The organism is Streptomyces sp. BK79 (assembly GCF_044142145.1).
Lineage (GTDB): Bacteria > Actinomycetota > Actinomycetes > Streptomycetales > Streptomycetaceae > Streptomyces.
In genome coordinates this window covers 149,257-165,135 of the sequence record NZ_JBHVOC010000019.1, presented here as the reverse complement: position 1 = coordinate 165,135, position 15,879 = coordinate 149,257, and the positions used below count along the sequence as shown (strand labels likewise).

At 73.1% G+C, this 15,879-nt stretch carries 2 protein-coding genes; both read right to left on the bottom strand.

The window, feature by feature from the left end; all coding sequences use genetic code 11:
• Positions 1 to 83 precede the first annotated feature (83 nt).
• The gene (locus ACFIF2_RS23860; protein WP_395575262.1) at positions 84 to 4,964 is read right to left on the bottom strand and encodes an SDR family NAD(P)-dependent oxidoreductase; all 4,881 of its coding nucleotides are present in this window, start codon (positions 4,962 to 4,964) and stop codon (positions 84 to 86) included.
• A 34-nt stretch (positions 4,965 to 4,998) separates the two neighbouring features.
• The gene (locus ACFIF2_RS23855; RefSeq protein WP_395575266.1) at positions 4,999 to 15,864 is read right to left on the bottom strand and encodes an SDR family NAD(P)-dependent oxidoreductase; all 10,866 of its coding nucleotides are present in this window, start codon (positions 15,862 to 15,864) and stop codon (positions 4,999 to 5,001) included.
• Positions 15,865 to 15,879: the final 15 nt, after the last annotated feature.

The following is a 15,879-nucleotide window of genomic DNA, read 5'->3' as shown; positions in this document are numbered from 1 at the left end:
AAGAATTCAGTGCGGCGACGGGGCCGCCTACCCCTAGTCGCCCCTAGAAGGCCCGTGTCGGCGGCGGCCCCCGCGAGGGCGGGTCAGCCGACGCCGAGTTCCTTGTCGATGAAGGCGAGGACGTCGTCGGCGCCGGCGTCCTCGAGACGGCCCGCGATGTCGGTGGCGTCCTCGGACGTGGTGGACGTACCGGACGTGGCGGTCGTCCCCGTGCCGGCGGTGAGGCGGGAGGCCAGGGCCTGGAGGCGGGCGGCGAGCCGGTTCCGGTCGATGTCGTCCCGGGGCAGGCCGGGGGCCACGGCCTCCAGCCGGTCCAGGCCGGCCAGGACGGCGGTGAGCGGGTCGGCGTCCGCTCCGAGGAGTTCGGTCCGCAGGTGGCGGGCGAGAGCGGTAGGGGTGGCGTGGTCGAAGATCAGGGTGGCCGGCAGGTCCAGTCCGAGGACGGCGGCCAGGCGTTGGCGGTAGTCGACGGCGGTCATGGAGTCGAAGCCGATGTCCTTGAACGCCCGGTCGGGCTCGACCTCGTCGCGGTCGTAGCCGAGGACGCGGGCGGCTTGGGCGGTCACGACTTCCACCAAGGTCCGCTCCTGCTCGGTCTCGGAGAGCGCGGCCAGGCGAACGGCGGACAGCGGCTCCAGGTGCGCCGCGTCTTCCGCCGACGCCGACGGGACCTCGACGGCGGTACGGTCCCGCGCGGCGCCGGTTGCCTCGGGGAGAGCCCGCAGCAGCGGCCGGGGGCGGTCGAAGCCGTAGACGGCGGCGAAGCGCGGCCAGTCGAAGTCCCCGACGACGAGCTGTGTCTCGTCGTCGTCCAGGGCTTGGCGGAGCACCTCCAGCGCGGGTTCGGGGTCCATCGCGGGGACTCCGGCGCGGCGCAGGGCGGCCTCGGCCCCGGCGTCGACCATGCCGCCGCGCCAGGGCCCCCAGGCGATGGACGTGGCGGCCTGGCCCCGGGCGCGGCGCCGGTGGGCGAGGGCGTCCAGGTGGGCGTTGCCCGCGGCGTAGGCCGCCTGCCCGGCGCTGCCCCAGACGGCGGCGCCGGAGGAGAACAGGACGAAGGCGTCCAGCGGCCGGTCACGGAGGACCTCGTCGAGGTGGCGTGCTCCCTCGGTCTTGGCGCGCATGACGTCGGCGAAGGATTCCGGTGTCATGTCCGTCAGGTCGACGGGTTCGCCCAGGACGCCGGCGGCGTGCACCACGGCGGTCAGGGGGTGCTCGTCGGGCACGTGGTCCAGGAGGGCGACGACCTCGTCCCGGTCGGCGACGTCGCAGGCCACGACGGTGACCCGGGCGCCCCGGGCGGTCAGCTCGGCGGCCAGTTCGGCGGCGCCGGGGGCGTCCGGGCCGCGTCGGCTCGTGAGCAGGAGGTGACGGGCGCCGTGGCGGACGAGCCAGCGGGCCGTGTGCGCGCCGAGAACGCCGGTCCCCCCGGTGACCAGCACGGTCCCGCGCGGCTGCCACGCCTCCGCGCCGGACCGGGGCCGGGGAGCCCGGACCATGCGCCGGCCGAACACGCCGCCGGACCGTACGGCCACCTGGTCCTCACCGCCGGGATCGGCCAGCAGGCCGACGACGCGGAGGGCGGTTTCGGCTGCCGGGAGGACGCCGGGGCCGGGCACGTCGACGAGGCCGCCCCAGGTGTCCGGGTGGTCCAGGGCCAGGACGGTCCCGGTCCCCCACAACTGGGCCTGGTCGCACCGGACGTCCTCACCGGCGTCGACGGCGACGGCCCCACTGGTGACACACCAGAGCACGGCGGGTCCGGCCAGTCGGCGAACCGCCTTGACCAGCGCCTGAGTGTGCACGAAACCCCGGGAGAGGCCGACGTGGTGAGCATGCGGAGCGTCGTCCAGCGCCAGCAGGGAGAGCACTCCGGCAGGGGTGCCCAGTCGCCCGGTCAACACGTCGAGGTCGAGATCGGTGTCGGTGCCGGTGCCGGTGCCGGCACTGACGGTGTCCGTGGCCGTGTCCGTGACGAGTACGGACGGGTGCCCGCCGCTCCGGGTGACGGCGTCCACGAGGGCCGGAACGAGCGGGTGCTCCTGATGGGAAGCGGGGACGGCGATGATCCATGTCCCCTCCAGTCGGGGCTCCGCCGTCGAAGGCGCCACCGGGTGCCAGGCGATCCGGTAACGGAGGCGTTCGGGACCGGCCTCCCGGTCCCCGCCACCCGGCGTGGCGTCGAGCCAGTAGCGCTTGCGCTGGAAGGCGTAGGTGGGCAGAGGAACGCGGCGGACGGGGCCGGCGGCAGCGAGAACGGCGTCCCAGTCCAGGGGCAGGCCACTGGCGTGCAGCCGCCCGACGGCCCGCAGCAGGCACTCCGTCGGGTCGCCCCGCCTGCGCGAGGTGGAGACGTGCACGGCGCCGTCCGCCTCGGGACGTTCGGCGGCGAGCGCGGTCAGCACGGGCGCCGGCCCGACCTCCAGGAAGCGGCGCACGCCGCGGGCCACGAGGCTGTCCAGTCCGTCGTGGTGGCGGACGGTCTCACGGACGTGACGGACCCAGTACTCGGGATCGCACAGGTCCCCCGGGCCGGCGAGAGTGCCGGTCACGTTGGACACCACCGGCAGGACCGGCTCGCGATACGTCAGCCCCGAAGCCACCCGCCGGAACTCGTCGAGCATCGGCTCCATCAACGGGGAGTGGAACGCGTGGGACACCTTCAACCGCGTCGTCCGCTCGAAATGCCCCGCGACCTCGGTGACGGCCGCCTCGTCCCCGGAGATCACCACGGAGCGCGGCCCGTTCACGGCAGCCACGGTCACACCGTCGATGAGGCGTCCCCGTACGTCCTCTTCCGTGGCCTGTACGGCGATCATCGCGCCACCCGCCGGGAGCGCGTCCATCAGCCTGGCCCGCGCCGCCACCAAAGTCGCCGCGTCCGCCAGGGACAACACACCCGCCACATGCGCGGCCGTCAGCTCACCGATGGAATGCCCGGCCACGACATCCGGGCGTACTCCCCATGACTCCAGCAGCCGATAGAGCGCGACCTCGTAGGCGAACAGAGCCGGTTGCGTGAACCCGGTCCGGTCGAGGTCGTCACCGCCCTCCCACATCACCTCCCGCAACGGCAGCCCGAGCGCATCGACCACCTCGTCGAGCGCCCGCGCGAAGACGGGGAACGTCTCGTAAAACTCCCGCCCCATACCCGCACGCTGGCTCCCCTGCCCCGAGAACACGAACGCCGTACGACCGGTCACCGGCGAAACACCCGGCTCCTCACCGGACGCCACCGCCGCCAGCCCTCGCAGCAACTCCTCACGGTCGGACCCCACCACCACGGCCCTGCGGTCCAGCGCGGGGCGGGTGGTGAGGGTGTGGCCGACGTCCGCCGGGCGAAGATCCGGGTGGCCGTGCAGGTGCTCGGCGAGCCGGGCGGCCTGGGCGCGCAGGGCCGCGTCGGTACGGCCTGACACCACCCACGGCACAGCGCGGAGCCGTCCTGACACGGTGCCGGGGCCCGGGTCCTCTCCCGCCGGTCCGGTCTGCGGCGGAGCCTCTTCGAGGATGACGTGGGCGTTGGTACCGCTGATGCCGAAGGAGGAGACGCCGGCCCGGCGGGGGTGGCCCGCGCGGTCCCAGGGGCGGGCCTCGGTGAGGAGTTCCACCGCTCCCGCCGACCAGTCCACGTGCGGCGACGGCTCGTCCGCGTGCAGCGTCCGGGGCAGCACCCCGTGCCGCATCGCCATCACCATCTTGATCACACCCGCCACACCGGCGGCCGCCTGGGTGTGCCCGATGTTCGACTTGACCGATCCCAGCCGCAGCGGTGGGCGGTCGTGCGGCCGGTCACGGCCGTAGGTGGCGAGCAGGGCGTCGGCCTCGATCGGGTCACCGAGGACGGTGCCGGTGCCGTGCGCCTCGACGGCGTCGACGTCGTCGGGGCTCACTCGGGCGTCGAGCAGGGCGTCCTCGATGACACGGCGCTGGGCCGGTCCGTTCGGAGCGGTCAGGCCGTTGGAGGCCCCGTCCTGGTTGACCGCCGACCCGCGGACGACGGCCAGCACCTCGTGACCGTTGCGGCGGGCGTCGGAGAGGCGTTCGAGCAGGAGCAGGCCGACGCCCTCGGACCAGCCGGTGCCGTCGGCCCCCGCCGAGAACGCCTTGCAGCGGCCGTCGGCGGACAGCGCGCCCTGCCGGCTGAACTCCACGAAGACGTCCGGGGTGCACATCACCGTGGCGCCGCCGGCGACGGCGAGGGTGCACTCGCCGCGGCGGAGTGCGGCGCACGCCAGGTGGAGGGTGACCAGCGAGGAGGAGCAGGTGGTGTCGATGGTGACGGCGGGTCCCTGGAAGCCGAAGGCGTAGGCGACACGGCCCGACAGCACGGCGGCCGAGTTGCCGATCATCAGGTAGCCCTCGACGTCCTCCGGCACCTGGATCGGGCGGGTGCTGTAGTCGTGGTACATGGCGCCCGCGAAGACGCCCGTGCGGCTGTCGCGCAGGGAGAGCGGGTCGATGCCCGCGCGTTCCAGGGACTCCCAGGTGAGTTCCAGCAGTAGCCGCTGCTGCGGGTCCATGGCCAGCGCCTCGCGCGGGTTGATGCCGAACAGCCCGGCGTCGAAGTGGGCGATGTCGTCGAGGAAACCCCCGGCGTGCGCGAGGCTGGCGCCGGGGGTTTCCGGGTCGGTGCCGTGGAGCCCGTCCAGGTTCCAGCCCCGGTCGGTGGGGAACGGGGACATCGCGTCGCGACCGCCGGCGATCAGCTCCCACAGGTCCTCGGGGGTGCGGACGCCCCCGGGCATACGGCAGCCCATGCCGACGACGGCGATCGGCTCGTGCTGGAGTTCCTCGGCCTCGCGCAGGCGGCGTCGGGTCTCGCGCAGGTCCGTCGTGGCGCGTCGGAGGTAGTCGCGCAGCTTGTCGTCGTTCGACATCTCGTTGTGCGACATCTCGTTGTGCGGCATTCCGTTGTGCGGCATTCCGTTGTGCGACATTCCGTTCGGCATCGCGTTGGACATCGGTCCCACCGTTTCGTCAGGTACCACAGGTGCGTCAGAGCCCGAACTCGTTGTCGAGGACCTGGAACAGCTCCTCGTCCGTGACCGCCGCGAGGTCGTCGTCGGGTCGGCCGCCCGTCGCCCGCGGGCGGTCGCCGAGGCGGCCCTGCCACGTGCGGAGCAGGGCCTCCAGGCGGCCGGTGATGCGGGTGGAGTCGCCGCCGTCGGCGAGCGGCAGGGCGGCCAGGGCGGCCTCCAGCCGGTCGACGTCGGCCAGCACCGCACGGGAGACGGCCGCGTCGTCCGCGGTGAGTTCCTCCGTGAGGTGGCGGGCCAGGGCGGCCGGGGTGGGCTGGTCGAAGACCACGGCGGCGGACAGGTGCAGTCCGGTGGCCGCCTTGAGCCGGTTGCGCAGCTCGATGCCCGCCAGGGAGTCGAAGCCGAGCTGCTGGAAGGTGACCTCCGGATCGATCGCGTCCGGTCCGGTGTGGCCCAGGACGGCTCCGACATGGGCACGGACCAGCTCGCCCACCGCGTGCGCCCGTTCGCCGGCCGGCAGACCCGCGAGGCGTTCGGTCAGGGCGCGGCCACCGTCCGCGCCGTCGCCGGCACGGGTACGGGCGGGGGTACGACGGCGGGTGCCGACGGGCACCAGCTCGCGGAGCATGGCCTGCACGTCCGGTCCGGCGGCCCGCAGCGCGGCCGGGTCCAGCCGCACCGGGAGCAGTACGGGCTCGTCGACGGTCAGGGCCGCCGTGAACAGCCGCAGCCCGTCCTCGACGGTGAGGGAGCCGACCCCGCCACGCCGCATCCGGGAGCGGTCCGCGTCGCTCATTTCGCGTGTCATGCCCACCCCGCCCTGCCAGAGGCCCCAGGCGAGCGACTGACCCGGCAGCCCTTGTCCGCGGCGGTGCCGGGCCAGGGCGTCGAGGAAGGCGTTGGCCGCCGCGTAGTTGCCCTGCCCGGCGGCGCCCAGTACGCCGGCGGCGGAGGAGAACATGATGAAGCCGCCCAGGTCGTGGTCACGGGTCAGCTCGTGCAGGTGCCACGCCGTGTCGGCCTTGGGACGCAGTACGGTTTCGGTCTGCTCCCTGCTCAGGCCGCCGATCAGCGCGTTGTCCATGACACCGGCGGCGTGGACGACGGCGGTGAGGGGGTGTTCGGCGGGAACGGTGGCCAGCAGGCGGGCGAGCGCCTCACGGTCACCCGTGTCACAGGCCTCGATCCGGACCCGGGCGCCGAGCGCGGTCAGGTCCGCGAAGAGGGCCTCGGCGCCGGCGGCCTCGGGCCCCCGACGGCTGACCAGCAGCAGGTCGCGCCTGCCGTGGTCGGTGACCAGATGGCGGGCGACGAGCCGTCCGAGACCGCCCGTGCCGCCGGTGACGAGCACCGTGCCGTCGGGCTTCCAGCCGTCGGTTCCGCCGACGCCGGCCGGCGCGCTCTCGGCCTCCTGCTCCGGAGCACTCTCGACGCGTCCGAGTCGCGGCGCGCGCGGGCCGTCCCGCAGGGCCAGCTGGGGTTCGCCGAGGACCGCGTACGCGGCCAGTACGGCGTACGGGGTGTCCGGCGTGTCCTGGTCGAGGAGGACGACCCGGCCGGGCTCCTCCTCCTGCGCGGAACGCACGAGACCCCACACCGCCGCCTGTACCAGGCCGGTCAGGTCACCCGCCGCGTCTCCTTCACCGGTGTCGACCGCGCGGTGCGTCACCACGGCGAGCACGGAACCGGCCAGCCTGTCCTCGCTCAGCAGCCCCTGGAGGCCGGTGAGGGTGTGGTGCACGGCCGCGCGGACCCGCGTGGGGATGTCCTCGGCTCCGGCTTCCGGCCCGGTCTGCGGGACCGCTCCGGCCGACGCGACGGGAAGCAGTACGACGTCCGGCACGGGCACCGTTCCCCCGCCGACCGCCTCGATCAGGGCGGCCACGTCCGGATAGCGGTCGCCGCCGGACCTGGTCCCGTCGAGGACCGCCCAGCTGGGGGCGGTGGCGCCCTGGCCGTCCGTCTCCGGGACTGGGACCGGGACCCAGGTCACCCGGTGGAGGGCGCCGCCGTCACCGGACTCCGCAGGGGTACCGGACCCGTGCGGATCGGCGGGCAGGGGCCGGGTCGACAGGGACTCCACCGAGACGACCGGCGAACCGGTGGAGTCGAACGCCTCCAGGCCGTCGCCGGTGAGACGGACCCGCAACACCGTGGCGCCCGCGGCGTGCAGGCGGACTCCGTTCCACGTGAACGGAATCGCCGGCCCGTCCCCGCCGTCCGTCTCGCCCGGGCCCTCGACGACAGCCACCAGGTGGGCGTGCAGGGCGGCGTCGAGCAGCGCCGGGTGCAGACCGTACGCACCACCGTCGATGACGTGGTCCGGCAGCTTCACCTCGGCGAACAGTGCGTCGTCCCGCCGCCAGACGGCGCGCAGCCCCTGGAAGGCGGGCCCGTAGCGCAGCCCGTGGTCCGTCAGCGCGTCATAGAAACCGTCCAGGTCGAACGAGGTGGCTCCCGGCGGCGGCCAGGTCGTCATGTCCGCTGCCCCGGTGGGCGGTACGGAGTCGGCCGCTTCCGCGAGGACACCGTCCGCGTGCCGGGTCCACGCCGTCTCCGACGCGTCGCCCTCGGGCCGGGAGTGCACCGCCACCGCCCGCCGGCCCGCGTGGTCGGGCTCGGCCACCGTCACCTGGATCATGAGGGCACCGCGCTCCGGCAGGACGAGTGGAGCCTCCATGGTCAGCTCCTCGACCACCGGGCACCCGACCTCGTCGCCAGCGCGTACGGCCATCTCGACGAACGCCGTCCCGGGCAGCAGCACACCACCCATCACGGTGTGATCGGCCAGCCAGGGCTCGGACTCCCGGGAGATACGCCCGGTGAGCGTCACCCCGTCACCTTGGGGCGTCGCCAACACGGCCCCCAGGAGAGGGTGCTGCGCCGATTCCAGGCCCGCGGCGGAGATGTCCGCCCCCGTGTCGAGTGAGTTGATCCAGAAGCGCTGGTGCTGGAAGGGGTAGGTGGGCAGATCGACGGTGCGGGCACCGCGCCCGTCGAAGAACGCCTCCCAGTCGACCGGGACGCCTCGGGTGTGCAGGTCGCCCAGGGTGGTGAGGAGCTGCTGCGTCTCGGGGCGGTCGCGTCGCTGAGTGGCGAGGAAGACGGCGTCATCGCCGCAGCCCAGGCCGGCGAGAACCGCCTGCGGGCCGACCTCGACGAATGTGCGGACGCCCTGCTCTTCCAGGGCCTGGATGCCGTCGTGGTGGCGGACGGTCTCGCGGACGTGGCGGACCCAGTACTCCGGGTCCTGGAGGTCACCGGGCTCGGCGAGGCCGCCGGTCACGTTCGAGACGACGGGCAGGGTGGGCTCACGGTAGGTGAGCTGAGCGGCGGTCTTCCCGAACTCCGCCAGCATCGGCTCCATGAGCGCGGAGTGGAACGCGTGGGACACCTTCAGTCGCGTCGTCCGCTCGAAGTGCCCGGCCACCTCGGTGACCGCGTCCTCGTCCCCAGAAATCACCACAGACCTCGGCCCGTTGACGGCTGCCACGGTCACACCGTCGGTGAGGCGTCCCCGTACTTCTTCTTCCGTGGCCTGTACGGCGATCATCGCGCCACCGCTCGGCAACGCGTCCATCAGCCGCGCCCGCGCCGCCACCAACGTCGCCGCGTCCGCCAGGGACAACGCACCCGCCACATGCGCGGCGACCAGCTCACCGATGGAATGCCCCGCCACCACATCCGCGCGCACACCCCACGACTCCAGCAGCCGGAACAGCGCGACCTCGTGGGCGAACAGGGCGGGCTGCGTGAACCCGGTCCGGTCGAGGTCGCCGCCCTCCCACATCACCTCCCGCAACGGCAACCCGAGCGCATCGACCACCTCGTCGAGCGCCCGCGCGAAGACGGGGAACGCCTCGTACAAATCCCGTCCCATGCCCGCACGCTGACTGCCCTGCCCGGAGAACACGAACGCCGTACGACCGGTCACCGGCGAAACACCCGGCTTCTCACCGGACGCCACATCGCCAAGTCCGCGCAGCAGTTCTTCGGTGTCGCGGCCCACCACCACGGCCCGGTGCTCGAACACCGACCTCGTAGCGGCCAGGGAGTAGGCCACGTCCAGCGGCGTCAGATCGTCCCGCCCGGCCACATACCCCGCCAGCCGCTCCGCCTGCGCCCGCAACGCACCCTCACCACGCCCCGACAACACCCACGGCACCACCGGCAACGGTCCAGAAGACTCCACGTCCTCCTCCGCCAGTACCGGCGCTTCCTCCAGGATCACGTGCGCATTGGTCCCACTGAAACCGAACGACGACACACCCGCCCTGCGCGGACGCCCCTCGCTCTCCCACGACCGGGCCTCGGTCAGCAACTCCACCGCCCCCGCCGACCAGTCCACGTGCGGCGACGGCTCCTCCACATGCAGCGTCCGCGGCAGCACCCCATGCCGCATCGCCATCACCATCTTGATCACACCCGCCACACCCGCAGCCGCCTGCGCATGCCCGATGTTCGACTTCAACGACCCCAGCCACAACGGCGCACCCTCACCCGGCCGTTCCTGACCATAAGTGGCCAGCAGCGCCTGCGCCTCGATGGGATCCCCGAGCGTCGTCCCGGTCCCGTGCGCCTCGACCGCGTCCACATCCGAGGCACGCAGCCCCGCAGCCGCCAACGCCTGCCGGATCACCCGCTGCTGCGACGGACCGTTCGGCGCCGTCAGTCCGTTCGACGCACCGTCCTGATTCACCGCCGAACCCCGCACCACCGCCAACACCCGATGACCGTTACGCCGCGCATCCGACAGACGCTCCACCACCAGCACACCCACCCCCTCGGACCAGCCCGTACCGTCCGCCCCCGCCGAGAACGCCTTGCAGCGGCCGTCCGGAGAGAGCCCCCGCTGACGACTGAACTCCACGAAGCTGTCGGGCGTGGCCATGACCGCGACGCCGCCCGCCAGGGCGAGGGAGCACTCCCCGTTGCGCAGGGCCTGGGCTGCCAGATGCAGGCTGACCAGGGAGGAGGAGCAGGCGGTGTCCACCGACATCGCGGGGCCCTCCAGGCCCAGCGCGTAGGAGACGCGACCGGCCACGACACTCCCGGAGCTGCGACCGGTCAGGTAGTCGTGGTACATGACGCCGGCGAAGACACCGGTGGTGCTGCCCTTGAGCCCGGACGGCCGGATGCCCGCGTGCTCCAGGGCCTCCCAGGCGGTCTCCAGCAGCAACCGCTGCTGCGGGTCCATCTCCAGCGCCTCGCGCGGGCTGATCCCGAAGAAGGCCGGGTCGAAGTCGGCGGCGTCGTGCAGGAAACCACCGTGCCTGACGTAACTGCTGTGCGGCACGGTCATGTCCGGGTCGTAGAGCCGCTCGACCTGCCAGCCGCGGTCGGCCGGGAACTCGGTGATGCCGTCGATGCCCTCCGCGACCATGCGCCACAGGTCGTCGGGGCCGGTGACGCCACCCGGGTACCGGCAGCCGATGCCGACGATGGCGATCGGTTCGTCGGTGACGGTCGTCGCCCTCCCGGGTGCCGTGACCGAGGTATCAGGGGCCCCGGCGTCCTCGAGCAGTTCCTCCAGCAGCCGGTCGGCGAGGGCTCGGGCGCTCGGGTAGTCGAAGACGACGGTGGTCGGCAACGGCACGCCGCTGACGATCTTGAGTCGGTTCCTCAGTTCCAGCGCGGTCAGCGAGTCGTAGCCGAGTTCCAGGAAGGCCCGGTCAGGGTCGATGGGGTCGGCCGAGGCGTGTCCGAGTACCCACGCGGCGTGGCTGCGGACCAGGTCGAGCAGGGTTTCGCGGGCCTGGGACTCGGGAAGCCCGGCCAGCTGTCCGGCGAGACCTCCGGCGCCGGTCGCTCCCTCACCCGCGGTCGTGGGGCCGCCCGCCGTCGGGCGTGCCGCGCGGTGCGCCGAGCGGGTGGCCGGACGCAGCAGGGGCGGGAGTTCGGTGCCGCCGCCGATCCAGGCACCCCGGCGCCGGGTGTGCAGGACGGCCGTGTTGAGCACGAGGGGGGCCAGGAGATGGTGCTCGGTCGTCAACGCCTGGTCGAACAGGGCGAACGCCTGGTGTGCCTTGATCGCGGGGACGCCCAGGGAGCGGATGCGGTTGAGATCGACGTCGGTGAGCTGCGCGGTGAGGCCGACGGGCGGGTCCCATGTGGCGTACGCGAGTGAGGTGGCGGGCAGTCCGGTCGCCCGACGGTGCTGGGCGAGGGCGTCGAGGAAGACGTTGGCGGCGGCGTAGTCGCCCTGTCCCGCCGCCAGGATGAGACCGCCGGACGAGGAGAACATGACGAACGCCGTCATGTCCGCGTCCTGGGTGAGGACGTGCAGGTTCCACGCAGCGTCGGCCTTGGGCCGCATGACCCGTTCCATGGAGGCCGGTGTGAGGGTGGTGACCAGCCCGCCCTCGGCGATGCCGGCCGTGTGCACGACGCCTCTGAGGGGGCGGTCGGCGGGGACGGTGGCGAGCAGCTCGGCCAGCGCCTCGTGGTCCGCGACGTCGCACCGCTCCACTCGCACCTCGGCGCCCGCCTCCGACAGCTCCGCCACCAGGTCCGCGGCGCCGCCCGCGGCCATGCCGCTCCGGCTGACCAGCAGCAGGTGCCGGACGCCGTGCTCGACGACCAGATGACGGGCCACGAGCGACCCCAGCCCCCCGGTGCCGCCGGTGATCAGCACCGTACCGGCGGGGTCCCACGGCCCGGCCGCCTCGACGCCCGTGCCGGGGTCGATCGCGGAGAGGCGGGGCATCAGCAGACGGCTTCCGCGCACGGCGAGTTCACCCTCGTGGCTGCCGAGCGCCTCGGCCAGGACCGCCGGGTCGGGTGCCTCCCCGTCCGTGGCGGGGTCCAGGTCGAGGAGGCCGAAGCGGCCGGGCATCTCCTCGGCGGCGGCCCGCACCAGACCCCAGACGGGCGCCTGTGCCACGTCGACCGCGCCAGTGTCCGCCGCCCCCGCCGCGCCCCGCGTCATTACGACCAGGCGGGCGGCGGTGAGCACGTCGTGCTCCAGCCACTGCTGGAGGACGGGCAGGACCCGGCTGGTGAAGGAGCGCGTCCGGTCCGGCAGATACGGGGTGGAGTCGGCCGTGTCGCCGAGGTGGTCGGCGTCGAGGACGACCGCCTCGGGGACCGGAGCGCCTTCGACGACGGCGGCGGCGAGGGCGGCCACGTCCGGGAAGACGGGAACGTCGTGGCCGGCGGCGAGAGGATCCTCCCCCAGGATCGCCCACGAAGTGACCGGGGTGACCGGCCCAGGCACCGGCAGCCACTCCACCTGGTACAGGGCCTCGCGCTCTTCGCCGGAGCCCCCACCGAGCCGGTCGGCCGACACGGGGCGGGCGGTGATGTCCCGTACGTCGGCCACGGGCGCCCCGTGGGCATCGGCGACCGTGACGGAGCCACCGTCCGCGGAGACCCGCACCCGCAGGACGGCGGCACCCGTGGCGTGCAGCCGGACCCCGCTCCACGAGAAGGGGATCGAGGGGCTCTCCTCGCCCTCCTGCTCCTCCAGGATGCTGACGTGCAGGGCGGCGTCGAGCAGCGCCGGGTGCAGTCCGAAGGCCGACGCCTCGTCCAGCGCGCTGTCGGGGAGCGCCACCTCGGCGAACAGTTCGCCGTCCCGCCGCCAGGCGGCGCGCAGGCACTGGAACACCGGCCCGTAGCCGAAGCCGCGCTCTGTGAGCCGCTCGTAGAAGCCGTCGGCGGGCAGCGGGACGGCCCCCTGAGGAGGCCAGGCCCGCAGGTCGGTCCGAGGCTCGGCCGCCTCCGGGCCGCCGGGGGCCAGAACGCCGGTGGCGTTGCGCGCCCACGGCTCGTCCAGAGGCGCCGACTCCGGCCGGGAGTGGATGAGCAGGTGCCGGGTGCCGGCGTCGTCGGGCCCCTCCACCACGACCTGCACGGCCACGCCCTCGTGCGCGGGCAGGACCAGCGGTTCCTGGATGGTCAGTTCGTCCAGGACAGGGCAGCCGACCTGGTGGCCGGCGTGCAGCGCCAGTTCCACGAACGCGGTCCCGGGCAGCAGTGTGGTGCCGAGAACCGTGTGGTCGGCGAGCCAGGGGTGAGTGGTGAGGGAAAGACGGCCGGTCAGCACCACGCCGTCACTGCCGGGCAACGGCACCATGGCGCCGAGCAGCGGGTGCTCCGCGGACCGCTGTCCGAGGCCGGAGGGATTCCCGACGTCGAGCGCGGCATCCAGCCAGAAACGCTCACGCTGGAAGGGGTAGGTGGGCAGATCGACGGTGCGGGCACCGCGCCCGTCGAAGAACGCCTCCCAGTCGACGGTGACGCCTCGGGTGTGCAGGTCGCCCAGGGTGGTGAGGAGCTGGTGCGTCTCGGGGCGGTCGCGTCGCTGGGCGGCCAGGAACACCGCGTCCTCACCGCAGCCCAGGCCGGCGAGGACCGCCTGCGGGCCGACCTCCACGAACGTGCGGACGCCCTGCTCCTCCAGCGCCTGGATCCCGTCGTAGTAGCGGACGGTCTCACGGACATGACGGACCCAGTACTCGGGATCGCACAGAGCTGTCGGATCGGCGAGAGTGCCGGTCACGTTCGACACCACCGGCAGCGCCGGCTCGTGGTACGCCAGCCCGGATGCCACCTGCCGGAACTCGTCGAGCATCGGCTCCATGAGCGGGGAGTGGAACGCGTGGGACACCTTCAACCGCGTCGTCCGCTCAAAATGCCCGGCCAACTCGGTGACCGCGTCCTCGTCCCCGGAGATCACCACAGAGCGCGGCCCGTTCACGGCGGCCACCGCTACACCGTCGGTGAGATGCGGACGTACTTCCTCTTCGGTGGCCTGTACGGCGATCATCGCGCCGCCCGTCGGGAGCGCCTCCATCAGCCTGGCCCGGGCCGCCACCAGCGTCGCCGCGTCCTCCAGGGACAACACTCCCGCGACATGCGCGGCCGTCAGCTCACCGATGGAATGCCCCGCCACAACGTCCGGGCGCACACCCCACGACTCCAGCAGCCGGAACAGCGCGACCTCGTGAGCGAACAGGGCGGGCTGCGTGAACCCGGTCCGGTCCAGGTCGTCACCGCCCTCCCACATCACCTCCCGCAACGGCAACCCCAGCGCCTCGACCACCTCATCGAGCGCCCGCGCGAACACCGGGAACGCCTCATACAACTCCCGCCCCATACCCGCACGCTGACTGCCCTGCCCCGAGAACACGAACGCCGTACGACCGGTCACCGACGAAACACCCGGCGTCTCACCGGACGCCACCGCACCCAGCCCACGCAGCAGTTCCTCAGCGTCGCGCCCTACCACCACGGCCCGGCGTTCCAGCGCGCTCCGCGTGGTGGCCAGCGAGAACCCCACATCCAGCGGCGTCAGATCGTCCCGCCCGGCCACATACCCCGCCAGCCGCTCCGCCTGCGCCCGCAACGCACCTTCACCACGCCCCGACAACACCCACGGCACCACCGGCAGCGGCACACGAGGACCCTCCTCCTCCACCACCTCATCAACCGGCGCTTCCTCCAGGATCACGTGCGCGTTAGTCCCGCTGATCCCGAACGACGACACACCCGCCCTGCGCGGACGCCCCTCGCTCTCCCACGACCGGGCCTCGGTCAGCAGCTCCACCGCCCCCGCCGACCAGTCCACATGCGGCGACGGCTCCTCCACATGCAGCGTGCGCGGCAGCACCCCGTGCCGCATCGCCATCACCATCTTGATCACACCGGCCACACCCGCAGCCGCCTGCGCATGCCCGATGTTCGACTTCAACGACCCCAGCCACAACGGCGCACCCTCGCCCGGCCGTTCCTGACCATAAGTGGCCAGCAGCGCCTGCGCCTCGATGGGATCCCCGAGCGTCGTCCCGGTGCCGTGCGCCTCGACCGCGTCCACATCCGAGGCCCGCAGCCCCGCAGCCGCCAGCGCCTGCCGGATCACCCGCTGCTGCGACGGACCGTTCGGCGCGGTGAAGCCGCTGGAGGCGCCGTCCTGGTTCACCGCCGAACCCCGCACCACCGCCAGCACCCGATGCCCATTGCGACGGGCATCGGACAGACGCTCCACCACCAGCACACCCACACCCTCGGACCAGCCGGTGCCGTCCGCCTCCGCCGAGAACGCCTTGCAGCGGCCGTCCGGGGACAGCGCGCGTTGGCGGCTGTACTCCACGAACATGTTGGGCTGGGTCATGACGGTCACGCCGCCGACGAGGGCCAGGGAGCATTCGCCCCGGAGCAGGGCCTGGCCCGCCAGATGCAGGCTGACCAGGGACGAGGAGCACGCGGTGTCGATCGAGACGGCCGGGCCCTCCAGCCCCAGGGTGTAGGAGACGCGGCCGGACACGATGCTGGCGACGCTGCCCGCGGCGAGGTACGCCTCCAGGTCCTCGGGGACGACGGTCCGGCCGGAGCCGTAGTCGCAGTACATGACGCCGCCGAAGACACCGGTGCGGCTGCCCCGGAGGGACGCCGGGTCGATGCCGGCACGTTCGAGTGCCTCCCAGGATGCCTCCAGCAGCAGCCGTTGCTGCGGATCCATGGCCAGCGCCTCGCGCGGACTGATCCCGAAGAAGCCCGCGTCGAACTCGGCGGCGCCCTCGAGGAAGCCGCCCTCGCGCACGTAGCTCTTGCCGGCCTTGTCGGGGTCGGCGTCGTACAGGCCGTCGACGTCCCAGCCGCGCTCGCGCGGGAACGGGGTGATGCCGTCGCGGCCGTCGGCGACGAGCTGCCACAGTTCGTCGGGGCTGGTGACTCCGCCGGGCAGTCGGCAGCTCATGCCCACGATGGCCAGCGGTTCGCGTGCGGACTGTTCGGCCTCGCTCAGACGCCGCCGGGCTTCGCGGAGGTCGGCCGTGGTCCGCTTGAGGTAATCGAGCAGCTTCGCTTCGTTCGACTCACTGGACTCACTGGACTTACTCGACCTACTCGACTCGTTCGGCTTACTCGACTCGTTCGGCATCCGCACACCAGCCTC